General features: G+C 28.3%; 23 protein-coding genes and 3 tRNA genes. All 26 read left to right on the top strand.

Translation table 11 applies throughout. The features are described 5' to 3' along the window. Positions 1–362 precede the first annotated feature (362 nt). The gene (locus tag RDY08_RS06700) at positions 363–542 is read left to right on the top strand and encodes a hypothetical protein (RefSeq protein ID WP_307903602.1); all 180 of its coding nucleotides are present in this window, start codon (positions 363–365) and stop codon (positions 540–542) included. 2 nt (positions 543–544) lie between these two features. Continuing rightward, on the top strand, positions 545–1,243 hold the full coding sequence (locus tag RDY08_RS06695; protein ID WP_307903601.1) for a hypothetical protein: 699 nt from the start codon (positions 545–547) through the stop codon (positions 1,241–1,243). Between the two features lie 86 nt (positions 1,244–1,329). Beyond that, positions 1,330–2,904: an Eco57I restriction-modification methylase domain-containing protein gene (locus tag RDY08_RS06690; RefSeq protein WP_307903600.1), complete on the top strand. Its 1,575-nt coding sequence runs from the start codon at positions 1,330–1,332 to the stop codon at positions 2,902–2,904. A 2-nt stretch (positions 2,905–2,906) separates the two neighbouring features. Continuing rightward, the gene (locus RDY08_RS06685) at positions 2,907–4,469 is read left to right on the top strand and encodes an NAD(P)/FAD-dependent oxidoreductase (protein WP_307903599.1); all 1,563 of its coding nucleotides are present in this window, start codon (positions 2,907–2,909) and stop codon (positions 4,467–4,469) included. Positions 4,470–4,489: 20 nt separating this feature from the next. Further along, positions 4,490–5,593 (top strand): YibE/F family protein, encoded by a 1,104-nt coding sequence (locus RDY08_RS06680; RefSeq protein WP_307903598.1) that lies wholly within the window; start codon positions 4,490–4,492, stop codon positions 5,591–5,593. 154 nt (positions 5,594–5,747) lie between these two features. Next, complete coding sequence (locus RDY08_RS06675; protein WP_307903597.1) at positions 5,748–6,845, top strand: prephenate dehydrogenase; 1,098 nt, start codon at positions 5,748–5,750, stop codon at positions 6,843–6,845. 43 nt (positions 6,846–6,888) lie between these two features. Beyond that, entirely contained in the window at positions 6,889–7,809 is a 921-nt protein-coding gene (locus RDY08_RS06670; protein ID WP_307903596.1) for a patatin-like phospholipase family protein, read from the top strand. Positions 7,810–8,381: 572 nt separating this feature from the next. Beyond that, a tRNA-Asp gene (locus RDY08_RS06665) sits at positions 8,382–8,459 on the top strand. A gap of 10 nt (positions 8,460–8,469) precedes the next feature. Continuing rightward, positions 8,470–8,545, top strand: a tRNA-Phe gene (locus tag RDY08_RS06660). A gap of 28 nt (positions 8,546–8,573) precedes the next feature. Further along, positions 8,574–8,651: transfer RNA gene (locus tag RDY08_RS06655), tRNA-Thr, on the top strand. Between the two features lie 122 nt (positions 8,652–8,773). Continuing rightward, positions 8,774–11,224: a glycogen/starch/alpha-glucan phosphorylase gene (locus RDY08_RS06650; protein ID WP_307903595.1), complete on the top strand. Its 2,451-nt coding sequence runs from the start codon at positions 8,774–8,776 to the stop codon at positions 11,222–11,224. A 117-nt stretch (positions 11,225–11,341) separates the two neighbouring features. After that, the gene (locus tag RDY08_RS06645) at positions 11,342–11,836 is read left to right on the top strand and encodes a cyclic nucleotide-binding domain-containing protein (RefSeq protein WP_307903594.1); all 495 of its coding nucleotides are present in this window, start codon (positions 11,342–11,344) and stop codon (positions 11,834–11,836) included. Between the two features lie 147 nt (positions 11,837–11,983). Further along, positions 11,984–13,342: an FAD-dependent oxidoreductase gene (locus tag RDY08_RS06640; RefSeq protein ID WP_307903593.1), complete on the top strand. Its 1,359-nt coding sequence runs from the start codon at positions 11,984–11,986 to the stop codon at positions 13,340–13,342. Between the two features lie 348 nt (positions 13,343–13,690). Further along, complete coding sequence (locus RDY08_RS06635; protein ID WP_307903592.1) at positions 13,691–14,176, top strand: Na+/H+ antiporter subunit E; 486 nt, start codon at positions 13,691–13,693, stop codon at positions 14,174–14,176. Beyond that, positions 14,173–14,424 carry a cation:proton antiporter gene (locus RDY08_RS06630; RefSeq protein ID WP_307903591.1) on the top strand — a complete coding sequence of 84 codons (252 nt, stop codon included), beginning with the start codon at positions 14,173–14,175 and terminating at the stop codon, positions 14,422–14,424. Before RDY08_RS06635 ends, RDY08_RS06630 begins: the two co-directional genes overlap by 4 nt. Further along, entirely contained in the window at positions 14,421–14,759 is a 339-nt protein-coding gene (mnhG, locus tag RDY08_RS06625) for a monovalent cation/H(+) antiporter subunit G (RefSeq protein ID WP_307903590.1), read from the top strand. Before RDY08_RS06630 ends, mnhG begins: the two co-directional genes overlap by 4 nt. Next, on the top strand, positions 14,746–14,997 hold the full coding sequence (locus tag RDY08_RS06620) for a Na(+)/H(+) antiporter subunit B (RefSeq protein WP_307903589.1): 252 nt from the start codon (positions 14,746–14,748) through the stop codon (positions 14,995–14,997). The genes mnhG and RDY08_RS06620 overlap by 14 nt, the downstream gene beginning before the upstream one ends. Further along, positions 14,998–15,750 carry a Na(+)/H(+) antiporter subunit B gene (locus RDY08_RS06615; protein ID WP_307903588.1) on the top strand — a complete coding sequence of 251 codons (753 nt, stop codon included), beginning with the start codon at positions 14,998–15,000 and terminating at the stop codon, positions 15,748–15,750. Beyond that, on the top strand, positions 15,750–16,094 hold the full coding sequence (locus RDY08_RS06610) for a sodium:proton antiporter (RefSeq protein WP_307903587.1): 345 nt from the start codon (positions 15,750–15,752) through the stop codon (positions 16,092–16,094). The genes RDY08_RS06615 and RDY08_RS06610 overlap by 1 nt, the downstream gene beginning before the upstream one ends. Then, the gene (locus tag RDY08_RS06605) at positions 16,084–17,457 is read left to right on the top strand and encodes a complex I subunit 5 family protein (RefSeq protein WP_307903586.1); all 1,374 of its coding nucleotides are present in this window, start codon (positions 16,084–16,086) and stop codon (positions 17,455–17,457) included. Before RDY08_RS06610 ends, RDY08_RS06605 begins: the two co-directional genes overlap by 11 nt. Before the next feature lie 15 nt (positions 17,458–17,472). Beyond that, a complete protein-coding gene (locus RDY08_RS06600) occupies positions 17,473–19,296 on the top strand; it encodes a proton-conducting transporter transmembrane domain-containing protein (RefSeq protein ID WP_307903585.1) in 1,824 nt (607 codons plus the stop codon). Beyond that, entirely contained in the window at positions 19,293–20,210 is a 918-nt protein-coding gene (locus RDY08_RS06595) for a respiratory chain complex I subunit 1 family protein (RefSeq protein ID WP_307903584.1), read from the top strand. The genes RDY08_RS06600 and RDY08_RS06595 overlap by 4 nt, the downstream gene beginning before the upstream one ends. Then, entirely contained in the window at positions 20,201–20,749 is a 549-nt protein-coding gene (locus tag RDY08_RS06590) for a NuoB/complex I 20 kDa subunit family protein (RefSeq protein WP_307903583.1), read from the top strand. Before RDY08_RS06595 ends, RDY08_RS06590 begins: the two co-directional genes overlap by 10 nt. Next, positions 20,733–21,245: an NADH-quinone oxidoreductase subunit C gene (locus tag RDY08_RS06585; protein WP_307903582.1), complete on the top strand. Its 513-nt coding sequence runs from the start codon at positions 20,733–20,735 to the stop codon at positions 21,243–21,245. The genes RDY08_RS06590 and RDY08_RS06585 overlap by 17 nt, the downstream gene beginning before the upstream one ends. Then, positions 21,242–22,351 carry an NADH-quinone oxidoreductase subunit D gene (locus RDY08_RS06580; protein WP_307903581.1) on the top strand — a complete coding sequence of 370 codons (1,110 nt, stop codon included), beginning with the start codon at positions 21,242–21,244 and terminating at the stop codon, positions 22,349–22,351. Before RDY08_RS06585 ends, RDY08_RS06580 begins: the two co-directional genes overlap by 4 nt. Before the next feature lie 12 nt (positions 22,352–22,363). Continuing rightward, positions 22,364–24,205, top strand: a complete 1,842-nt coding sequence (locus RDY08_RS06575) for an FAD-dependent oxidoreductase (RefSeq protein ID WP_307903580.1) — start codon at positions 22,364–22,366, stop codon at positions 24,203–24,205. Positions 24,206–24,400 lie beyond the last annotated feature (195 nt).

Raw genomic sequence — 24,400 nt, 5'->3', positions numbered from 1 at the left:
GAAGAATAAAATGTTTTTTTTAATTTGTACATTGAAAATTTAATATTTGGAAGGCAAAATAAATCATTGTTAATAGTTTTTAGATATAGTATAATATAAGTAAGGAATAGTTTAAAATATTTTTAAACCATTCCTTAAGAACGTTTAAAAAATAAGTTTCTTATATTTTGTCATAAAAACGCTTAAAGAACATTAAAAAAATATTTTTTTATATTTTGTTATAAAAACGCTTGAATCGTTGCGTATTTTAAAACAAAAGGATAAGGTTGTTTTTAAAGTGTTCCTAAATCGTTGCGTATTTTATAACAAAATCGGAAGGTTATTTTTACCGTTCCTTAATAAAATATAAGGAAGTGATTATAATGGCTACGAAATCATTTACTAGGAATATAATAATAAAAAATAAAGAAGCAATAGATAAAATTCATTCTATGTTAAAATCTGAGTTTTCAACAAAAACTGCTACAAGGGTTATAAATAATTGCAAGGAAGAAAGAGAAGCTGATAAAAAAACTATAAGTTCTCTTTTAAAAAAATATTAAGAATGCGATATAAAATATTAAGTTTAAAAAAATTACTTGAAAATTTTTATATTGATGAAATATCAAAGGCTAAAAATATAGAATCTAAAGATATTAATTACATAAATAGTGAAGAGATTTATATTAATAAAAATAAAATTTCAAAAGATAGTAAAAAAGAATGCTTCCATTTAGCAGAAAATAGAGTTGAAAAGTATTTATCAACGTTTTCTTGTCATAGGAATAAAGATGTTGAAAATTTTTTGCATATAAATTCTATTAGAATGCAAAAAGAAAATATTTCTAGAACTTATTTGATTATCGATGAAGAAAATGGAAATATTATAGCATATTTTGCATTATCAATAAAGCCGATAATAATTAGAGAAGAACATAAAATATCTGCAAATAAAAAAAATAAAATGAAAATTAATGTTAGCAATGGCTATGATGATGAGGTGTTTTATTCATTTCTAATTGGGCAAATAGGAAGAGACGATAAATATAATAGAAAAATAATTAGACTTGAGGAAATAATTGATTATATATTAGATATAATAGATGAAGTTAAATCTTTAATTGGAGGGAAAATAATTTTAATAGAAGTTTTAGAAGATGAAAATAGTGAAAAATTAATAAAACGTTATGAAGAAGTTGGATTTACTTCTATTGGAATAATTAATGATTTGACGCAATTAATGACATTTTCAAAAAATTATTAAGAATAAAGAAGAACTTTCCAAATTATTAGGAGGTTCTTTTTTGTTTCTGATTATTATTAAAAAATTTAAAGAAGGAATGTGAAATAATGTATAAATTTGGATACGATATTAGTGATAAATATGAAACTGAATTAGGAAAAAAGTTTTCGGTATATACACCACAAGAAATAACTAGAAAAATGTTAGCAATATCATTTTATAAATATTTTAAAGATGGAGATAGAAAAGAAAAATTAAAAAATTTAAAATTAATAGATTTATCTTGTGGGACAGGAAATTTTTTAGTAGAAAGTTTAAATTTTTTAATAAAAATATCTAAAATATATTTTGGAGAATATAAATTTTTTTCAAATTGGATTACTGGATATGATATAGATAAAGATTCTATTGATATAGCAAAAATTAGATTAAAAAAAATATTGAAAAGTTATAATATTAATGATTATTCTTTTGAAAAAGAGTTAAATATAGAAAACTCTTTATTAAAAACATTTGAAGTTAATTATGATATAGTTGTTGGGAATCCACCATATTTAGGTGAAAAAAATAATAGAGAGTTTTTTATTGATATAAAAAATAGTGAATTTGGTAAAAAATATTATGAAGGAAAAATGGATTATTTATATTTTTTTATAGAAAAAGGGATAGAGATTTTAAAAAAAAATGGAATTTTAACATATATAACTACTAATTATTGGTTTACAGCTGATTATGCTAAAAAATTAAGAGCAACTGTAAAGGCAAACAGCCAATTTTATTATATTGAGGATTTGAATAAATCTGTATTTAAAAGAGCGTTGGGACAGCATAATATGATATTTTCATTAATAAAAATGGATAAAACTATAAAAACAAGAGTAATAAATGATGAGATAGATGAATTTATAAATTCTAATTTATTATATACAGATAATTGTAAAATAGTAACTGCTTCTAATGAAAAATTGATATTTTTTAATAAAATGAATAAAAAATGTAATTTTAAATTGGGAGATATTTTAAATATAAATCAAGGGATTGTAAGTGGATATGACAAAGCATTTGTAAGAGAAAATTTTGAAGAGAGATTTTCAAAATATTTAAAGCCATTTTATAAAAGTAAAGATATATTAAATTATAAAATTAAAGATAAAAATGATTTTTGGATATTATATTTGGATAAGAATATAGAAGTTGATTCTGAATTATTAAAGGAACTCCTGCCATTCAAAGAGAGATTGGAAAAAAGGAGAGAAGTGAAAAATGGTTTGATTAATTGGTATAATTTGCAGTGGGGAAGAAAAAAAGAAATTTTTGAAAATGAAAAAATAGTTGGAAGACAAAGAGGCTCAAAAAATCTTTTTTCATATTCAAATAGTTCATTTTATGGAAGCGCAGATATATATTATTTGACATTAAAACAAACTATATATGAATTAAATCTATTTTATATTTTAGGTTATTTAAATAGCAAAATGTTTTTTGATTGGTTTTATTATAATGGTAAAAAGAAAGGACAAGATTTAGAACTTTATTCTACACCATTAAAAAGTACTCCAATATATTATCCAGATAATTTGGAAAAAATAGAATATATTTCTAAATTAGTAAAAGAACAAATTGAAAATTATACGCAGGAAAATCAAGAAAAGATAGATAAATTTTTTAGATGGGAGATATAAATATGAGATATGAAGTGAATAATGTAATTGTACCAGTTGAAAAGAATCAAGATAAGGCAATAATGTTTCAACTAAAGAAAATGGGGATAGAAAAATATAATGTAAAAGGAATTGATTACCTTAAAAGGTCAATTGACAGCAGAAAAAAAGGGAATATAAAATTTATATATAAATTATTAGTAACAACAAATAAACATATGGATATAAAAAATTCTCAGATAAAAGAATATAAACAATTAGAAAATGTAAAAAGAGAACCTGTAAAATTAAAAGGAGAAGTGGCCGTTATTGGAACAGGACCAGCAGGTCTTTTTGCTGCTCTTAGATTAGCAGAATATGGGTTAAAACCATTACTATTTGAACAAGGAGAAAAAGTAGAAAATAGAGCTAAAACTGTTAATAATTTTTTTGAAAATGCCAAATTAAATAAAAATTCAAATATTCAATTTGGAGAAGGTGGAGCAGGAACATTTTCTGATGGAAAATTAACTACTAGAATAAAAAGTGAATATATAGATAAAGTATTTAAAACTTTTGTTGAAAACGGGGCTAAAAAAGATATTTTATATGATTATAAACCACATATAGGGACTGATATACTGCAAGAAGTGGTAAAGAATATGAGAAAAAAAATAATAGCTCTTGGAGGAAAAGTTTATTTTAATTCAAAGCTAACTGATATTAATATAAAAAATGGGAAAGTTAAATCAATAGAAATAAATAGAGATGAAAAAATTGATGTTGAATATTTAATTTTAGCGATTGGACATAGCGCTAGAGATACTTATGAAATGTTAAATAAAAATGGAGTATATCTTGAAAATAAAGATTTTGCAATAGGTGTCAGAATAGAACATCCAAGAGGAATTATAGATCAGATGCAATATGGTAAATTTGCAAATAATCCTAATTTAGGAGCTGCAACATATAATTTCACATATAATAATAGAAATGAAAATAGAGGAGCTTTCACTTTTTGTATGTGTCCAGGAGGAGAAATTGTGAATTCTGCATCAGAATTAGGAAGTTCGTTAGTAAATGGAATGAGTTATAGCACAAGAGATGGAGCGTTCTCAAACTCAGCAGTAGTGGTAGGAATAACAGAAAAAGATTATGGAAAAAATTTATTTGATGGAATAAAATTACAAAGAAAAATTGAAAGAAAGACATATAAAGAGGTTGGAAATTACGGAGCTGTTTATCAAAATTTAATAGACTTTTTAGAAAATAAAGAAACAAATAAAAATATAGAAAGCAGTTTTAAAATGGAATTGAAATCATATAAAATGGATAATTTGTTGCCAAAATATGTTTCCAAAAATTTAAAAAAAGCATTTAATTATTGGAGTAAAAATAGATATTTCATTTCAGATAAAGCTAATTTAATAGGAGCGGAAACAAGGACATCTTCGCCTGTAAGAATAAAAAGAGATGAAAAGAGTAGAGCTATAAATATAGAAAATTTATTTCCAATAGGAGAAGGTGCAGGTTATGCTGGAGGTATTGTAAGCGCAGCAGTTGATGGAATAAAAGTAGTAGATATAAATTTTACTAAGGTTAAATAGATAGAAAATAGGAGGAGAAAATGAATTTTATAAAAAAAATAGGAATTTTAATTATATTTTTAATTTTTCCAATATTTATATTTGCTAGTTCTAATGATAAATATGAAAAAGGAAAAATCACTGAAATTTTAAGAACTATTTCAGCAAATAAAGATGAAGTAGAAAATGGTATATCAAAAAAAATTAAAGTAATAGTAGAGATAAAAACAGGAGATTATAAAAATAAAAAAGTCCTTATTATGCATCCTGTTTTTAAAGATAAAGCATATAATGTTCCAATAAAAAGAAATGAAGATGTTGTTTTAGATATACATAATCAAGATGGGATGATTACTTATAATATTATTGATATAGATAAAAGAGGATTAATGATATCTATTTTACTTATATTTATATTTTTAGTAATTGTAATTGGAAAAGGTAAAGGAGTAAAAGCATTAATGGGTATAGCAATATCTATATTTTTTATTTTTTATGGAATGTTACCACTAATTTTAAAAGGATATTCCCCGTTATGGTTAGGAGTGATATTTTCATTTTTAATAGCACTATTTACAATATATTTTGTGGCAGGAGACAGTAAAAAAGGGCTAGTTGCATTTTTAGGTACAATTGGAGGTACAATAATAGCGGGAGTTTTATCACAAATATATATATATGCAATGAAATTAACAGGATATACTGATTTGGAATCTATATATGCTTCAAATTTATTTAAGAATGTGAATGTAGTAGAATTAATATCAGCTGGAATTATAATAGGAAGCCTTGGAGCGGTGATGGATACAGCGATATCAATTGCATCGTCGTTAAATGAAATAAGAGAACATAATAATCAATTAACAGAAAAACAGATTTTGAAATCGGGAATGAAAATAGGAAAAGATGTCATAGGAACAATGGTAAATACTTTAATATTGGCATATATAGGAAGTTCTATGTTTACAATTTTAATGTTTATGGTACAAAAAAATGATTATCCTCTTATTAGAATTTTAAATTTTGAATTTATTTCTACAGAATTTTTAAGATCAATAGCAGGAAGTATAGGGATATTAATAGCTGTTCCTTTGACAGCTTATTTTGGTTCTAAAATTTTTACAAAGAAGATAAAGAAAAAGTAATTTTAAAGTGATAAAAAATATAAAAATCAGGAAATGTTTAAAAATAAAATTTTGATAGTGTCAAGTTTTTGTAGGGGAAATAATTTCAGCACAAAGAAAGAAGAACGCAAAGTCACACAAAGAAAAATTTTAAAATTACAAAAGAGGTGAATTTATGAAAGTTGCAATTTGGGGAGTTGGATTATTAGGTGGTAGTATCGGCTATATTTTAAAAAAGAAAAAATGGTCGGATAAAGTTATAGGAATTGGAAGAAATAGCTCTAAACTTGAAAAGGCGGTTTCTCTTAATGCGATAGATGAATATATGATAGAGCTAGATGATAGATTAAGTGAAATAGATATCTTAGTGCTATCAGTTCCAGTAAAATTAATGCCGAATTTAGTAAAAAGAGCATTGCCATATTTGAAAAAAGGTGCAATTATAACTGATGTTGGAAGTACAAAAGAATATATAACAAAGGAAATAGAAAATATATTGCCAAAAGATATATATTTTGTAGGTGGACATCCAATGGCTGGTTCTGAAAAGACAGGAGTTGAAGCTTTGGATCCATATCTATTTGAAAATGCAATATATGTATTAACAAAAACAAAAAATACAAATTTATCTGCATTTGAAAAAGTAAAAGAGATGGTAAAAAAACTTGATTCAACACTGTTGGAGTTAGATGTTGAAATTCATGATTTAGCAGTAGCTTCTATAAGTCATTTGCCTCATATTCTTGCAAGTAGTTTAGTAAATACAGCCAATGATATTAGCAATAATAATCAAAATATTATATTATCTCTTGCTGCAGGAGGATTTAGAGACACTACTAGAATAGCTGCAGGGAGCCCAGAAATGTGGAGGGATATATGTTTGACCAATAGAGATAAAATTTTATATGCAATAGATAAATTTAAAAAAGAGTTGTCAAATTTTGAAGAGAATATAAAAAATGGCAATGAAGAGATGTTGACTGCACTTTTTAGAAATGGAAAAGAGGTAAGAGATAAAATTCCTCAAAGAAGAAAAGGTATATTGTCGCCAATGATAGAGCTTATAGTTTTTGTACCAGATAAACCAGGTATAATTGGAGATATAACTAAAATATTAGGTAGAAATAATATAAATATAAAAGATATAGAGGTATTACATATTAGAGAAAACTATGGTGGAAGCATAAGAGTTGGATTTGATGTTAATAAAGAAAATGAGAAAGCAGAAGAGGTTTTAAAAAATGCTGGATTTGAAGTAAAAGAATTAAAGTAAGATTAAAAAGATAAGTTGAAGATAATATAAAGAGGTGATAATTTTGAAAGAATCACGAAAAAAATTGGGATTGGTTTTAAGTGGTGGAAGTGCATGGGGATTGTCACATATTGGAGTAATAAAAAGATTAGAAGAGGAAGGAATAAAACCTGATTTAATAGTGGGAAGTAGTATTGGTTCTATAATAGGTTCACTTTATGCAATTGGAATGCCAATTAAATATATAGAAGGAATTGCTTCAAATTTTAATTATTCCTTATTGTTAGATTTTACAAAAGAGAGAAAAAATGGGTTGTTAAAAGGTAAATATGCAGAAGAGTTTATTAAAATATTAACAAGAGGAAGAAATTTTTCTGATTGCAAAATACCATTTTATATAAATGCAACGGATTTCTTAACAGGAGAAGAAGTTATAATAAGTAGTGGTAAGCTATATAAAGGGGTAAGAGCAAGTATAAGTATTCCTTTGATATTTAAGCCGGTAAAAAGAGGAGGACGATACTTAACTGATGGAGGAGTATATGATCCTTTGCCAATACATATAGCTAAAAAATATGGAGCTGAAAAAATAATAGCTATTGGTTTTAGAGATAAAATTAATAAAGATGATAAAGTAGTTGATGAAGAACTCTTAAAAGATGGAGAAGAATTAATTCTAAATCCAGGGAAAATTTTTATAGATGAAATAGCAAACAATGAAATTTTGAAGACAATTTTAAAAAAAAGTAAGTTTAGTTTGACAAAAAATGAGGGGATAAAAGAAAAAATATTAGTTATTGAAAATTTTTTAAATATATTATTTATGGGAGATTTAAAAAGGACAGAAAGAGAAGCAGATATATTTTTGAAACCTGATGTTTTAAAATATATGCAATTAAATTTTTTTAAAGGGGAAAAGATTATAGAAGAGGGATATAAAGAAGCTGACAAAAATATAGATGAAATAAAAAAATTAATTATATGATTTGGGAGCAAAATGGGTTAAAGTTCAGAAGTATATAAAAAATTGAAATAATTAACAGTAGAGACGTAGCATGCTACGTCTCTATAACAACAAAAATGATATGTAGAAGCACGATTTATCGTGTTTTTTTAATAAAATGATTTATCCACAAAAATGTATTTTTTAATTTTTTCAAAAAATCAGTCTAATAGAACCAATGGTTTGAGCAAGAGTAATTTTAGGAAATTAATCAGAAACATAGTTTTTGTGGTTGAATCATAAAACACAAAAAATAAAATAAATTAAAATAAAAGATGATAAATGGAGACGTGATAACATAGACACGAGAACAGGAGACACGATAAATCGTGTCTCTACGATGGATGAAAAATTACAACATGGAAAAGATATAGTGAAAAAAGGATATATTCCAATGTTATCAAAAGATTTATTGGCGAAATCATAGATATAATAGTGGTTTCAAATTTTTTTCTTTGTGTACCTTTGCGTTCTTCTTTCTTTGTGCTGAAAATATTTTCTATAAAAATGCTTGACAAGAAAGAAATAGTATGGTATACTCATTTTCGCTTAAAGGGGTTGTAGCTCAGTTTGGTTAGAGCGCTGGCCTGTCACGCCAGAGGTCGCGAGTTCGACCCTCGTCAGCCCCGCCATAAAGTATATGCCCAGATAGCTCAGTCGGTAGAGCAGGGGACTGAAAATCCCCGTGTCCGTGGTTCGATTCCGCGTCTGGGCACCATACAATAATAGCAATTTAATAATGATGAGCCGCCTTAGCTCAGTTTGGCCAGAGCAGCTGACTTGTAATCAGCAGGTCATCCGTTCGAATCGGATAGGCGGCTCCATTTTTATTTTTTGTTATAAATTGTTAAAAAATTAACTTACTTGACAAAGTGTTCTCAAATTTATATAATATGTTTAGAAAAGTAGGTAATGTTTAAATTTAAAATAAAGGAGAGAAAAGAGAATGAATATTAACAGAGGAGAGTTTAAGGAAAATATCAAATTGAAATTAAAAGAACAATTTGGTAAAACAATTTCATGTGCAACTAAGCAAGAAATATTTGATGCAGTATCAAGAGCAGCAATGGATTATGTACTTGACAATTGGTTAGATACAAAAAAAACTTATGCAGAAGAAGAGGTAAAACAAGCATATTATCTTTCAGCAGAATTTTTAATGGGAAGAGCTTTAAGTAATAATTTGGTAAATATGCTTATAGAAGAAGATGTGGCAGAAGTTTTAAATGAACTTGGATTTAATTATAATGAAGTGGAAGACACAGAACCAGATGCTGGACTTGGAAATGGTGGACTTGGAAGATTAGCAGCATGTTTCTTAGATTCATTGGCAAGTTTAAAATTACCAGGACATGGATATGGAATTAGATATAGATATGGAATGTTTGAACAAAAAATAATAGATGGATATCAAGTAGAATTTCCTGATAACTGGCTAAAAAATGGAGATCCTTGGTCTGTTAAAAGAAAAGATGAATCTATAGAAATTAAATTTGGCGGAAAAGTTACTCTTGTTAGAGAAGAAAATGGAAGAGAAAGATTTAAAAGAGTGGATGCAGAAGTTATAACAGCTGTGCCATATGATATGCCTATTGTGGGATACAATAATAAGACAGTAAATACATTAAGATTGTGGGAAGCAGAAGCAGAAGATGGTTTTGACTTACAACTATTTAATGATCAAGAATATATAAAAGCAATGTCAAAAGAAAGTATAACTGAAGATATTTCAAGAGTATTATATCCTAATGACAGTGGTCCATCAGGAAAAGCACTTAGATTAAAACAACAATATTTCTTTGTATCAGCAAGTGTACAAGATATTGTTAGAAATTATAAGAAAAAATATGGAAATGATTTTTCTAAATTTGCTGAAAAAGTAGCAATGCAATTAAATGATACTCATCCAGTTGTAGCTATTCCTGAATTAATGAGAATATTCTTAGATTGGGAAGGATTAAATTGGGATACAGCTTGGGATATAACTACTAAAGCATGTGCATACACAAATCATACAATTTTGGCGGAAGCATTAGAAAAATGGCCAATTGATCTATTTAGTGGATTATTACCTAGAATTTATCAAATAGTAGAAGAGATAAACAGAAGATTCTTAGCTGAATTAAATGAAAAATATCCTGGAGATTGGGCGAGAACTCATAGAATGGGAATAATAGCTGATGGTATGGTAAAAATGGCATGGTTAGCAATTGTTGGGTCTCATTCTGTAAATGGTGTTGCAGCATTACATACAGAAATATTAAAAAATCAAGAATTAAAAGATTGGTATGAATTATATCCTGAAAAATTTAATAATAAGACAAATGGAGTAACTCAAAGAAGATGGTTATTAAAATCAAATAAAGAGTTAGCAAAATTATTAAATGAAAAAATTGGAACAGATTGGGCAATAAATCTTTCTGAATTAAAGAAATTTGAAAAATTTATTGATGATGAAGAAGTTGTTAATAGATTTATGAAAATAAAATATGAAAATAAAGTTAAATTAGCTGAATACATAAAAGAACATAATAATATAGATGTTGATCCTAATTCAATATTTGATGTTCAAGTAAAAAGATTACATGAATATAAAAGACAATTATTAGATGTATTAAATATAATGGCTTTATATAATAGATTAAAAGAAAATCCTGATTTAGATATATATCCTAGAACATTCATATTTGGAGCAAAAGCAGCTTCTGGATATAGAAGAGCTAAATTAGTAATAAAGTTAATAAATAGTATAGCAAATAAAATAAATAATGATCAATCTATAAAAGGAAAAATAAAAGTTGTATTTATAGAAAATTATAGAGTATCAGTTGCAGAAAAAATATTCCCAGCATCAGATGTATCAGAACAAATATCTACTGCTGGAAAAGAAGCTTCAGGAACTGGAAATATGAAATTTATGATAAATGGAGCTTTAACAATTGGTACTTTAGATGGAGCTAATGTTGAAATAGTAGAAGAAGCTGGAGAAGAAAATGCATTCATATTTGGATTAAAAGCAGATGAAGTTTTAGAATTAAATAAAACAAATTCATATAATCCATGGGATGAATACAATAGAAATCTTGAATTGAAAAAAGTTATTGATCAATTAGTTGATGGTACATATAGCCCAGATAATAGAGAAATATTTAGAGAGTTATATGATTCATTAATGTATGGTGTAGAAGGAAATAGACCAGACCAATATTATGTTTTAAGAGATTTTGCATCATATGCTGAAGCACAAAGAAAAATTGGTGCAACATATAGAGATAAAATTGATTGGGCTAAAAAAGCCATGATAAATGTTGCAAATGGTGGAAAATTCTCAAGTGATAGAACAATACAACAATATGCAGATGAAATTTGGGAAATAAAAGCTACAGAAGTAAAATAATAATTTTTAAAAAGAGAATCTTTTAGATTCTCTTTTTTTATGCTTGAATTTGGAGATAATATAAGTTATAATTTGTGTAGAGTTATATTATGATAATTTTAAAAGAGGTGCTTTTATATGAAAAAAGAAATTTTTTATCCACTTATAGATATAGATAAAGTAGTTCCTATAATAAATAGGATTTCAATTTTTGGTGGATTAAATGATTTGCAATTATATAGAATTTTTGGAGTTTTAAATAGTGTTTATTATAAAAAAGATGAAATTATATTTAAACAAGGCGATTCTCCAAGTAATATTTATATAATTAATTCAGGGAAAGTAAAACTCTATTTTGAAAAAGAGAATGAAATATTTGAATTAATAGAATTTGGTGTTGGAAGTTGTTTTGGAGAAACAGCATTGATTGGAATACAGCCACAAAGTGCTACAGCAATTGCAACAGAAGATGTAGAGCTATTGATTATATCTAAAAAAGCTTTAATGAAATTAGCTAAAGAAGATAAAGATATATTTAGTAGAGTAATATTAAATATTGCAAGAGAAACTTGTAGGAGATTAAGCCAAGCTGAAAATGTAGAGTTACATTATTTTTTAAAAAAGAAAAAATAACTGTGTTTAGAATATTCTTGTGAAATTTTATTGGTGTGTCAAAAGATTTTTTTAACATAACAATTGACAGAAAGATTATATTGTATTATAATGATATGAAGATGATAAGATATATATAATGCAAAAAAATAAATTAATGGAGGTTTTATGATGAAAAAATTTGATGTAATTGTAATAGGTGGAAGTGCAGCAGGATTAGTTTCAGCAATGACAGGGAAAGCACATTACCCTGATAAAAGTGTATTATTGATTAGAAAAGAGAAAGATGCTTTAGTTCCTTGTGGAATTCCATACATTTTTGGGACATTAGATTCTAGCGATAAAGATGTTATCCCTTTAGGTGGATTAAAAAAAGCTGGAGTAGAATTTAAACAGGATGAAGTTGTAGATGTGAATAGAGAAGAAAAAGTTTTAAAAACTGCTTCAGGAGAAGAATTTCAATATGATAAATTAGTATTTGCAACTGGTTCAACTCCATACAAACCAACTTGGTTAAAAGGTTCAGATTTAGAAAATGTATTCTCAATTCCTAAAGATAAAATTTATCTTGATGCAATAAAAGAAAAATTTAACTCAATGAAAAAAATAGTTGTAATTGGAGCTGGATTTATTGGAGTAGAAGTTTCAGATGAATTAAATAAAATAGGAAAAAATGTAACTTTAGTAGAAGTATTACCTACAATATTAGGAAGAGCATTTGATGTAGAAATAGCAGAAAGAGCTCAAGAAATATTGGTAAAAAGAGGAGTGAGTTTAAAAACAGGAGTAGCTGTAAAAGAGATAGTTGGAGATGGGAAAGTAGAAGCAGTAGTATTGGAAAATGGTGAAAGAATAGAAGCTGATGCAGTAGTGCTTTCAATGGGATATAGACCAAATACTAAATTGGCAGCAGACTCTGGATTAGAATTAAATAAATTAGGAGCAATAAGAGTAGATAGTTATTTAAGAACAGATGATAAAGATGTACTTGCAGTTGGAGATTGTGCAGCAAAAGTAGATTTTATTACAAGAAAATCTACACCAATTATGCTTGCTTCAACAGCAGCAGCAGAGGCAAGAATGGCAGGAATGAATTTATATAACCTATCTATTGTAAGAACTTTTATAGGAACAGTAGCAATATTTTCAACAGCAATTGGAGAAATTGGATTTGGAGCAGCAGGAGTTACAGAAGAAGAAGCTAAAAGAAGTGGATTTGAAGTAATGGTAGGTAGAAATGAAGGTGTTGACAAACATCCTGGAACATTACCTGGAACAAAAAAACAATTTGTAAAATTAATAGTAGCAAAAGATTCTGAAATAATAATTGGGGCAGAAGTAATTGGAGGAGAAAGTGCTGGAGAACTAATAAATGTTCTTGGATTAGCTATTCAAAATAGAATGACAGTTACTGAGTTATATACAACTCAAATAGGAACTCATCCGTTGCTTAGTTCTGCACCTACAAAATATCCAATAATAAAAGCAGCAGAATGTATAGTTTTAAGAAAAGGGTGTAAAAAATAATTTTTAAAATTATATAAAACAGATTAAAAACAGGAGTAAAATCCTGTTTTTTTATTTTTTGCATTATTTTCTGAATAAATTTATATTTTCTAATAAATAAAAAAATTGATTTTTGTTAAATTATAGGTTAATATTATAAAAACGAGTTACAATATGATTAAAAACAAACCAAAAAAGATAAAAAACTTGACACAGGCAGTTGCAATATTGTATATTATATTAGTCAGCTTTAATAAGTTAATATTATCATACAATGATATGTGAAAAAAGTACCTATATTTCACAATCTTTTAAGAAAATCTTAAATTTTACAGATACATAAAAACAAAAAAAGAAAGGAGGACAAAAATGAAAAAGTTTATCTCAACGTTTGTTTTGCTATGGTTAATTTGGATTGTTGCAACAGGAATTTCTATCCAAGAAATAGTTGTTGGAGGAATAGCTTCACTTATAGTGGCTGCTGTAATTTATAAACAAGTCAGCTATTCATTTGGAGTTGATAGTATTGTAAAAATATTTAAATTTGTGTTTGTTTACATTCCAGTATTTATCTATCAAATGATATTATCCAATTTGGATGTGGCATACAGAGTATTGTCGCCATCACTTCCTATTAATCCAGGATTTGTAAAAATCAAAACATCTTTAAAAGGAGAAGTTGGAAAATTAGCTTTAGCAAATTCAATTACTTTAACACCAGGAACATTAACTTTGGATGTAGATGATGAAAATATCTATATTCATTGGATTGATGTAAAAGGAAGTGGAAGCAAAGAGTATCAAGAAAACATATCTCAAACCTTTGAGAAGGTGTTAGGAGGGATTTTTGAATGATTAATTTAGTTGTTTTTAGTTTACTTGGAATTGGGGTGTTTTTTTCTATATTAAGGGTAATCTTAGGCCCTTCAGTTCCAGATAGGGTAGTTGGAGTTGATACATTAAATGTAATTATAACAGGAGCAATAGTATTTTTAGCACATATCTTTAGGAATAGCCTATATTTGGATATTGCTTTAGTATATGGAATACTTGCATTTGTAGAGACAGTATTAATGGCAAGGTATTTGGAGGGGAGAAAATGAGTGTAATAGGTTATGTTTTAATAATAATAGGAGCTTTATTTTATGCCCTAGGCGGACTTGGGATATTTAGAATGCCAGATGTATATAATAGACTTCAAGCAGGAACAAAAGCAACAACTCTTGGAGCAATATCTCTTATATTAGGAGTAGGATTTTTGCATCCAAGTTGGTTAGTAAAAACTATATTAATAGTAATATTTTTAGCTATAACAAATCCAGTAGGAAGTTCTGCTATAGGAAGAGCTGCTTATTTAATTGGAGTGAAACCAGCAAAAGTTGTAGTTGATGAGATGGAAGACAAGTATAAAAGAGGTGATGAAAATGGGGATAATTGAGATTTCTGAAATAATAATAGGATTGATTTTAATATTATTTGGCATAATGGCAGTATCATCTAAAAAAGTTTTAAATTCTATAATTTATTTATCGATTATGAGTATGCTTGCAGTTGTTAGTTTTGTATTTATGAAATCACCTGATGTAGGTATTACAGAAGCTGTTATTGGTTCAGGAATGGCAACAGCATTATTTCTGTTTACTCTTTTTTCTGCAAAAAAGGAGGGCGATAAATAGATGAAAAAAATAGGTGCTTTATTAATTGTAATTTTATTTGGATATTTTATTTTTAGTAATCTATATTTGGACAGTTCAAAAGTTAAATTTAACAAATATGGAGAAGCTAATATCTCTCAATCTGTTTCTAATAAATTTTTAAACAAAAATGTAAATGGAAACAATGAGAGTATTAGATATGGAAAAAATAAGGATTTAGAATCAGGTTCAGCAAACGTGGTAACTTCTATTGTTGTAAATTATAGATCATTTGATACTTTAGGAGAAGTTACAGTTTTATTTGTATCTGCATTAGGAGTGGCACTTCTTTTAGGAGGAGTTGGGACAAAACTTCAATTTGCAGTAGAACCTAATTTTATAGTAAAAGCAGGAGTAAAAGTAATTGTGGGATTAATGTTTATTGTAGGAGTATATATATTTGTTCATGGGCATCTGACTCCAGGAGGAGGATTTCCAGGAGGAAGTATGTTAGCAAGTATAGTATTGCTTTTATATGTATCACATAAAGATTTCCAAGCAAAAGTTCATTCGCTAAAATTAGTTGAAGGAATAGCAGGAAGCTTATATGTAATAATAGGATTAACAGGTATTTTGTTAGGTGGAGCATTTTTGTATAATTTTTTACCAACAGGCACAATAGGAAATTTATTTAGTGCAGGAATTATACCTATAATATATGTACTTGTAGGATTAAAAGTTGGAGCTGAATTATCAGGAATCATAGTGAACTTCATCTCAGGGGAGGTGGAATAATGATACAATATTTATTTATAATATTAATATTAATAGGAATTTATGGAATGTTAACAGAAAGAAATTTATTAAAAATATTAATTTCTTTAAATGTGCTTGATGTTGGATTAAATTTATTTATAATATCTATAGGATATGTAAAAGGTGGAGTAGCACCTATATTTACAAAAGTATTTAATAATAATATGATAAAGTTTGTAGATCCATTGCCACAAGCGTTAGTTCTTACCTCAATTGTAATAGGAGTAGGAGTAACTGCAGTAGGACTTGCATTTGCAAAAAATATTTATGCAAAATATGGAACTTTTGATTTGGATGAAATGGAGGTAAAAGATGATGAATAGTCCAGTATTGTTAGTAGCATTTCCTCTATTGTTAGCATTTATATCAGTAATGTGGAAAAGAGGAGCTAAAATATTATTATCTTTATCAATAGCTATAAATTTATATCTTTTATCAGTGGTGAAATATGGAATTTATAATATTGGTAATTGGAAACCGCCATTTGGAATTACACTTGTTTTGGATGGATATAGTTTTACAGGAATATTAATCGTTAATATAATCTTTGCATTAGCAGTTATTATGGGATATAGTGAAGTGAAAAAATATGCTTCTGTATTAATTGTATCTTTAGCAGCTGTAAACGGAATGGTACTTACAGGAGATCTATTTAACTTATTTGTATTCTTAGAGATTGCTTCAATATCAGGATATATAATATCTGCAATGACTAAAAAATATAGACATTCATTTAATTATTTGATTATTGGAACAGTTGGATCAAGTTTATATCTATTTGGAATAATAATTATATATAATATATTTGGAACTCTTAATATGGCTGATTTGAGAGGAAAATTATATGCTCCTGGAGTTACAAGCGGAGTATTATTATTACCAATAGTTTTAATATTTGCTGGAATTGCAGTAGAATCAAAATTATTTCCATTTAATGGTTGGGTAAAAGGAGTTTATAACTCTACAAATAAATTATCAGGACCGATATTTGCCTCTGTATATGCAGCAGCAATAATGTTTGTGTTTGGTAGATTATTTTCTCAAACATTATTAATATCACAAAATTTATCAATAGTATTAATAACAATTTCATTATTGACTTTATTCTTAGCGGAAACAGCAGCATTTTCAGGAAATTCGTTAAGAAAGATACTTCTATTTTCAAGTATTGCTCAAGCAGGTCTTATAGTTACTCTATTTTTATTGAAACTTGATGATGTAGCTATATTACAAATTGTAAATAATGCAGTTGCAAAATTAATTATGTTTTCTATAGCAGGAGCATTAGCTATTCAAGCAGGTAGTGATAAAGTAGAAGATTTAAGAGGAATATTTAATAAGCATAAAATAATGGGATTTGGATTTACAACAGCAGCAATGTCAATAATAGGACTTCCAATGTTTTTTGGATTTTATGTTAAATTAAAAGTTTTAATTGCTATATTTAATGGAAATCACGAATGGGTAGCAGTAGTACTATTAATCTCAAGTTTAATAGAAGGTGTATATTATGTTAGATTGTTATCAAAATTATGGGTTCCTGGAGAAGAAGGAGTCGAAACATCTGAAAAATATGTAACATCACTTTCTTTAGATGGAGAATTTATTTTAAAATGTAGTGTAGGAATATTGGGAGTATTAATAGTATTTATGGGTATAATGCCTCTAGTTTTATTAAAAATATAGAAAGGAGGGGAATCGATGAGCTTAATAAATTTAATATTGTTAATTATGGTTGGTGGAGTAGCAGCTTATTTTACCACAAAATTAAATAAAAAATCTGGAGCATGGATAACTGTTATAATATCATTAATAACATTAATTGTATTGTATAGTTATAAAGATTTATCTGTGGTTTCAGGTCAAAATATTTTTCAATTTAAGATAACACCTTATGGATGGTTTTTTGCAATGGTAATGACATTAACTTATGTAGGAGCTTCGTTCTTTAATATATATTGGATGGAAAGACTAATATATCCTGCATCATATAATTTTTTATATTTGTTGTCATTAGCAGGAACAATAGGATTGTTTTTTTCGAGCAACTTATTAGGAATATTTGTATTTTGGGAGATAGTTGTTTGGGGTTCTATGTTCATAATACCTCTAGGAAAATCAAGAAAGGCATCAGTTGTATATTATACAATTAGTACAGCAGGTTCGTTTTCAATGCTGTTTGGGATAATGTTTTTATATTCAAAATATAATACATTTGACACTGTGGCAGTGTTAGCTAGTGTCGCAAAAGATCCATTACTTGCTACAGGAATGTTTTTCCTATTAGTAATGGCAGGACTTACCAAACTTGGAATTTTTCCATTCCATATTTGGCTTCCTCTTGCGCATGGGAATGCACCACATACATTTTCACCAGTATTATCAGGTGGATTAGTAAAAATGGGAGCATTTATAGCATTTTTAACAGTAGCTGTATTGCCGTCAGGAAAAGCATTTGGAAGCAGTTTAAAAATATTAGGAGTTCCTTATCAAAATTATATTTTATTGATTTTAGGAGCTATAAGTATTGTAGTAGGTACATTAATGGCCATAAAGCAAGATGATATGAAAAGATTGATAGCATATTCTACTGTAAGTAATAGTGGATATATATTAATAGGAATAGCATTAAATGATTCAATTGGAATGGCAGGAGGACTAATGCATATATTTAATCATGCAATGGCAACTTCAGCAATGTTCTTAGCAGCAGCAGTTGTAGCATATAGAACTGGTACAACTAAAATGTCAAAATTAGGTGGAATGATTCATAAAATGCCAGTTACATTTGTTGTGTATTTAATGGCGATAATATCTTTAGCTGGAATTCCTCCTATGGGTGGATTTGTATCTAAGTGGTTGATATTTCAATCGTTAGTAAAACATGGAATGGTATTTATAGCAATGGCTGCTTTCTTTGGAAGTGTAGGTTCATTCTTATACGTGTTTAGACCATTGTCAACAGTATTTTTGGGACAAGAGTTACCTGAACATAAAGATGTAAAAGAAGCTCCTATGTTAATGCTTATACCTATGATAGCTATCTCAGCATTAACACAATATTTTGGAATATTTCCAACAGTTATGTTGAAATATATAGGAAAAATAGAAAAATCAGTTGGAATGATTCCAATAAAAATAGATGGATTAAATATAATAGCTAATAATGGAAATTTAAATGCAACTTGGATGTCAGTCGTATTTACATTTGGATTTATAATAGCATTAATAATATTCTTGGTATTACCAAAATCAAGAAAAGTTGGATTAATGGATACTTATACTTCAGCAGAGTTTATTCATTCTCCTGAGCTATATCATTATTCATCTAATTATTATGCACCATTTGAAAGACTTTATGAAAAACATCCTAAAGTTGAGGAATTTTTATTTTCAATAGGAACAAGAGTAAAAGATTTAGGGGATATGGTATCAAAAATATTCTTTAGTTTTAGACCAGCAGTTGCGGTTTTGTGGATAGTAGTTATAGTATCTGTAATATTTATGTTAGGAGGTAGGGCATGAATTATATGGGATTTATTATAGGATTTGGACTTTTGCTATTTGCATTTGCATGGCAGGTTTCTCTTGATGGTATTCAGCGTAAAATCACAGCTAGAATACACAAAAGATTTGGACCGCCTTGGTATCAAACATTTTTAGATATATTTAAAGCAATGAGTAAAGAACCAATCTCACATGGTTGGATATATGATTTTGGCGTTATGATGGCGTTAGGTGGAACTATGGCTACATTAATATTTATGCCAGTTGCAGGAATTATATCATTTGATAATATGGATAATTTTTTTGTAATAACTTATTTGCTTGCAATAGGTTCTCTTGGTATGGCAATGAGTGCTGTTGGGTCAGGAAATCCTTGGGCAAGTATTGGAGTAATGAGAGCTTTGACTCAAATGGTTGGATATGAGCTTCCATTTATAATAACAGTTATGACTATTATATTTGGATTTAAAACATCTTCTATATCAACAATAGCTCATTTGCAACAAGGCGGATTTCTATATTGGAATATGTTTAGATTTCCATTAGGTGGGATAGTTGCTTTTGTTTCTCTTATGGGAATGTTAGGGAAAAAACCATTTGACACACCAATAGCTCCAGCGGAAATAGCATCAGGACCATTGGTAGAATATGGTGGAAAACATTTAGCAATGCTTATTTTACAACATGAGTTTTCTACATTTATAGAAGTGAGTTTGTTTGTAAATCTATTTTTAGGTGGAGGACCAACTATAATAGCATTTTTAACAAAATATTTCTTAGTATATACATTAACTACAATGATAGCAACAGCTGTAGGAAGATTTAAAATAGATGATTTAATTAAATTCTATTATAAAGTACCATTAGCTATGGCAGTTGTTCAAGCTTTAGTTGTAGTATTTACTGGTTTGGGGGTGACAATATGGTTTTAGATGAAAAAGATAGAAAAACATGGGAAGAATTAGGAGATTTTTTTAGAGGAAAATCAATGTGGATGATGCATTTTTGTACAGGATGTGGTGCCATAGAGTTACCACCTGCAATGACATCAAGATTTGATATGGAAAGAATAGGAATGGGACCAATGGCAACACCAAGACAATCAGATGTATTATTAGTAACTGGGTATTTAAGTGCTAAAACATTAAGAAGAGTAATATATAGTTATGAGCAAATGTTAAATCCAAAATATGTAATAGGATTTGGCTCTTGTACATTAAATGGAGGAGTGTATTATGATTCTTATTCAACTATAAACAAATTAGATAACTATATTCCAGTAGATGTTTTTGTAGCAGGATGTATGCCAAGACCAGAAGCGGTAATGAATGCTTTTAAAGATTTAATGGATAAAATAAAAGCAGGAACAGCTAATGGATGGAAAAAATATCAGGAAAATAAAGAGTGGTATGAAGAAAATCAAAAGTTAGCACTTGGGGAGGTGGATGTTAAAGATGAATTCCATGAATAAAATAATAGAGGATATTAAATCTAAATATAATGTACTTAATATAGAACAGCCTACCAAGCAACAAGTTAGTTTTGATTTTGAAAGTAGAGATATTCATGCAATATTAGCATATTTAAAATCTATTGGTTGGAATCAATTAACATTTTTAACATGCGTTGACTTTATTGATGATAAAGAGTTTCAATTAGTGTTTATTTTGATGAATTGGGAAACTGGAATTACAATTCAAGTAAGAACAAGATTAGATAGAGAAAAACCTCTGTTTAAAACAATTGTACCTATTTTTCCTGGAGCAAAATTTTATGAAAGAGATGTTCATGAATTTTTTGGTGTTGAATTTGAAGGAAATGAAGATTCTAAAAAAGGGTTGTTTTTAGAATTATGGGATGATATTCCGCCAATGAGAAAAGATTTCGATCCACAAAAATATTCAGATAAAAAATATGCTAAAAGAGATTATAATGTGGATTTTAAAAAAGAAGGTGAAGAAAGATGAGAGAATTAAAACTGTTTTTAGGGCCTAATCATCCTGGAATGCATGGAAATTTTAGTGTGCATTTATACGTGGATGGAGATATAGTAAAAAGAGCAAGACCATTACCTGGAATGTTACATAGAGGATTTGAAAAATTGATGGAAAGAAGACTTTGGACAAATAATATAGCTTTAATTCCAAGAATATGTGTGGTAGAACCTGATATTAATGAGATGGTATATGCAATGGGAGCAGAAGCATTAGGAAATATTGAAGTGCCTGAAAGAGCTCATTGGATAAGAATGATAATATTAGAACTAGCAAGAATTGGGATACATATGATGGCATTTGGAGGAATTGGAGGACCAACAGGTCTATATACTGGTCCAAATTGGGCAATTACAGAAAGAGATTTAATCTTAGATATATTTGAAGAGATAACTGGTGCAAGAGTATACCATATGTATATTGTAGTAGGCGGAGTTAGAAAAGATTTGCCAAAAGGGATAGAGAAAAAGATAGAAAATGTATTAGATAAATTAGAAGGAAGGCTTTCTGAATATGAAGACCTGATTTTAAGAAACTCTACTATAATAAATAGGACAAAAGATAATATAGTTTTACCAGAAGAAGTAGCAAGAGAATTGGGAGTTACTGGAATAGGGCTTAGGACTTCAAGTGGAAAGGCTTATGATATAAGAAAAGTTGATCCATATGCAAGATATGATCAAGTAGAATTTGAAGTACCTGTGGCGAATTATTCTGATGCATATACAAGACTTGAAACAAAATATAAAGAAGTAAAACAAAGTATAAGAATAATTAGACAAGTTTTAGAGAAAATGCCAAAAGATGGACCAGTTAGAGCAAAAGTATCTACTGGAAGTGCATTAAAATGGAGAATACCAAAAGGTCAAGTGTTCTCACATATAGAATCTTCAAGAGGAGAATATGGATATTATATAGTTTCTGATGGAAGTAGACAGCCTTATAGAATAGCAGTAAGAGGAGCATCATATCCTCAAGGGCTTCTTGGAATTGAAAAATATTTGCCAGGGACTAGACTAGATGATGTGGCAATTTGGCTAGATACAATGGGAGTTTGTGCTCCTGAAATTGATAGGTAGGGAGGAATTAATATGGGAAATAAAAAGAATTTTTTTGCACCAATAAAAGCATGGAAATACTTAGTAAAAAAACCTATATCAATTCCCATGGAAGATATATTTGAAAATCCAAGAGAAGCAGCAGATAGATATAGAGGATTTCATGCAAATGATTGGGAAAAATGTATAGGGTGTGGGACTTGTTCTGAAATATGTCCAACAAATGCAATAGTTATGCAAGAAAGAGAAGAATTGCCAGATGAAGATGGCTCTAAACCAGAAAAACCAGCTATAGATTATGGACGATGTACATTTTGTGGGTTGTGTGTAGATATTTGTACTACAAATTCTCTTACAATGACAAAAGAATATGTTCATATATCAAAAGATGTCGATGATTTCTATTTTTTACCAAAAGAAAATGGTATTCATGATATAAAATATGAAAATGCTTATGTAAGAGATGAAGTGTCAGAACTTTTGGATTTGAAAAGATATGATATGGTAGGATTAGAAGCTGATGAAAGAAAAGATTCATTTATTGAAATTGTAAAAGGTTTTTCAAAAGAGACAGCAATAGCAGAGGCTTCAAGATGTGTAGAGTGTGGAATTTGTACAAAAACTTGTCCTGCTACAATGAATATACCAGAATATATTCTTTCTATATGGAAAGATGATCTGGAAGAAGGAGTAGACTGGTTATACAAAACTAATCCATTACCTGGAGTATGTGGAAGAATATGTACTCACAAGTGTGAAACAGCTTGTGCATTGGGAAATCGTGGAGAAGCAGTATCTATAAGATGGCTAAAAAGGTATATTGTAGATAATACGCCTGAAGAAGATTATGAAAAAGTTGTTTTGGCAAATGTTTCAAAAGGTGGAGAAGGAAAAGTAGCAATAGTAGGGGCTGGACCAGCAGGAATTTCAGCAGGATATTACTTAAGGACAATGGGCTATGAAGTAGATATATTTGAAGCTATGCCTTTAGCAGGTGGAGTTATGAGATATGGAATACCTCAATATAGATTGCCTGATTATTCATTAGATAAAGATATTAGCTTTATAGAAAAAATTGGGGTAAAAATACATACAAATACACAAGTTGGAAAAGATATTCAGCTTGAAGAGTTACATTCAAAATATGATGTTGTATTTTTAGGAACAGGATTTTTTGGAGCAAGAGGTCTTAATATACCTAATTCAGACCATAAAGATGTACATTTAGCAATGGATTTCTTACCACAAGTAAGAGATTTCGCTAGAGGTGTAATAAAAGATATTGATGTACATAAAAGTGCAGTAGTTATAGGTGGAGGAAACGTTGCATTTGATGTAGCGAGAAGTTTAATTAGATTGCAAGAAATAAAATATGGTAAAAGTGATGTTAAATTAATAGCTCTTGAAAATGAGGAGCAACTTCCAGCAGATAGAGAAGAATATGAAGAAGGTATGGAAGAAGGAATTAAATATCAACTTGGATGTGGGCCACAAGAAGTAATGTTAGATGATAAAGGAAATATTAAAGGTGTAAAAGGATTTAAATGTTTATCAATATTTGATGGTCAACATAGATTTAATCCACAATTTGATACAAGTGATGTAAAAATGGTAGAAGGAACACAAGTTTATGTATCAATTGGACAATCACCAGATTATTCATATTTGGATAAAGAATTAGAAGAAAAACTAGGAATAACAAGAGGAAAAATAACAAAAATAGGAAAAAATAGACAAGTAGAAGGTGTAGATTGGTTGTTCGCAGGAGGAGATATTGTACAAGGACCAGATGTAATTCATGGTATTGCTGATGGACATGAAGCAGCAAAAGCTATTGATGAGTATTTGATGAATGGGAAGAATAAGAAAAAATAGTAGAGGATAAAAAAGAATAAATAGAAAAGCTTCTTGGCAATTTTTAAATTGCTGGGGAGCTTTTTTGTTTTGGTGTAAATGTTAGAAGTAGGGTATGTTATATTTTTAATTTATGTGATTGTGAAAAATATGTTATAATGAGTTGGGGGGATTTAAAATGCAAATTCGCCCTCTCAGTCACTGCGTGACAGCTCT

The organism is Haliovirga abyssi (assembly GCF_030295325.1).
GTDB classification, from domain to species: Bacteria; Fusobacteriota; Fusobacteriia; order Fusobacteriales; family Haliovirgaceae; genus Haliovirga; species Haliovirga abyssi.
Note: the sequence above shows the minus strand (reverse complement) of the source record. Positions and strands in the feature narration are given on the sequence as shown.

Excerpts from the sequence above, each read along its gene's own strand:
- RDY08_RS06680 (WP_307903598.1), top strand. The coding sequence starts at position 4,490 with ATGAATTTTATAAAAAAAATAGGAATTTTAATTATATTTTTAATTTTT.
- RDY08_RS06600 (WP_307903585.1), top strand. The coding sequence starts at position 17,473 with ATGAGCTTAATAAATTTAATATTGTTAATTATGGTTGGTGGAGTAGCA.
- RDY08_RS06575 (WP_307903580.1), top strand. The coding sequence starts at position 22,364 with ATGGGAAATAAAAAGAATTTTTTTGCACCAATAAAAGCATGGAAATAC.
- RDY08_RS06685 (WP_307903599.1), top strand. The coding sequence starts at position 2,907 with ATGAGATATGAAGTGAATAATGTAATTGTACCAGTTGAAAAGAATCAA.
- RDY08_RS06675 (WP_307903597.1), top strand. The coding sequence starts at position 5,748 with ATGAAAGTTGCAATTTGGGGAGTTGGATTATTAGGTGGTAGTATCGGC.
- RDY08_RS06645 (WP_307903594.1), top strand. The coding sequence starts at position 11,342 with ATGAAAAAAGAAATTTTTTATCCACTTATAGATATAGATAAAGTAGTT.
- RDY08_RS06590 (WP_307903583.1), top strand. The coding sequence starts at position 20,201 with ATGGTTTTAGATGAAAAAGATAGAAAAACATGGGAAGAATTAGGAGAT.
- RDY08_RS06700 (WP_307903602.1), top strand. The coding sequence starts at position 363 with ATGGCTACGAAATCATTTACTAGGAATATAATAATAAAAAATAAAGAA.
- RDY08_RS06595 (WP_307903584.1), top strand. The coding sequence starts at position 19,293 with ATGAATTATATGGGATTTATTATAGGATTTGGACTTTTGCTATTTGCA.
- mnhG (WP_307903590.1), top strand. The coding sequence starts at position 14,421 with ATGAGTGTAATAGGTTATGTTTTAATAATAATAGGAGCTTTATTTTAT.
- RDY08_RS06610 (WP_307903587.1), top strand. The coding sequence starts at position 15,750 with ATGATACAATATTTATTTATAATATTAATATTAATAGGAATTTATGGA.
- RDY08_RS06615 (WP_307903588.1), top strand. The coding sequence starts at position 14,998 with ATGAAAAAAATAGGTGCTTTATTAATTGTAATTTTATTTGGATATTTT.
- RDY08_RS06695 (WP_307903601.1), top strand. The coding sequence starts at position 545 with ATGCGATATAAAATATTAAGTTTAAAAAAATTACTTGAAAATTTTTAT.
- RDY08_RS06580 (WP_307903581.1), top strand. The coding sequence starts at position 21,242 with ATGAGAGAATTAAAACTGTTTTTAGGGCCTAATCATCCTGGAATGCAT.
- RDY08_RS06620 (WP_307903589.1), top strand. The coding sequence starts at position 14,746 with ATGGGGATAATTGAGATTTCTGAAATAATAATAGGATTGATTTTAATA.
- RDY08_RS06585 (WP_307903582.1), top strand. The coding sequence starts at position 20,733 with ATGAATTCCATGAATAAAATAATAGAGGATATTAAATCTAAATATAAT.
- RDY08_RS06630 (WP_307903591.1), top strand. The coding sequence starts at position 14,173 with ATGATTAATTTAGTTGTTTTTAGTTTACTTGGAATTGGGGTGTTTTTT.
- RDY08_RS06605 (WP_307903586.1), top strand. The coding sequence starts at position 16,084 with ATGATGAATAGTCCAGTATTGTTAGTAGCATTTCCTCTATTGTTAGCA.
- RDY08_RS06635 (WP_307903592.1), top strand. The coding sequence starts at position 13,691 with ATGAAAAAGTTTATCTCAACGTTTGTTTTGCTATGGTTAATTTGGATT.
- RDY08_RS06650 (WP_307903595.1), top strand. The coding sequence starts at position 8,774 with ATGAATATTAACAGAGGAGAGTTTAAGGAAAATATCAAATTGAAATTA.
- RDY08_RS06640 (WP_307903593.1), top strand. The coding sequence starts at position 11,984 with ATGATGAAAAAATTTGATGTAATTGTAATAGGTGGAAGTGCAGCAGGA.
- RDY08_RS06690 (WP_307903600.1), top strand. The coding sequence starts at position 1,330 with ATGTATAAATTTGGATACGATATTAGTGATAAATATGAAACTGAATTA.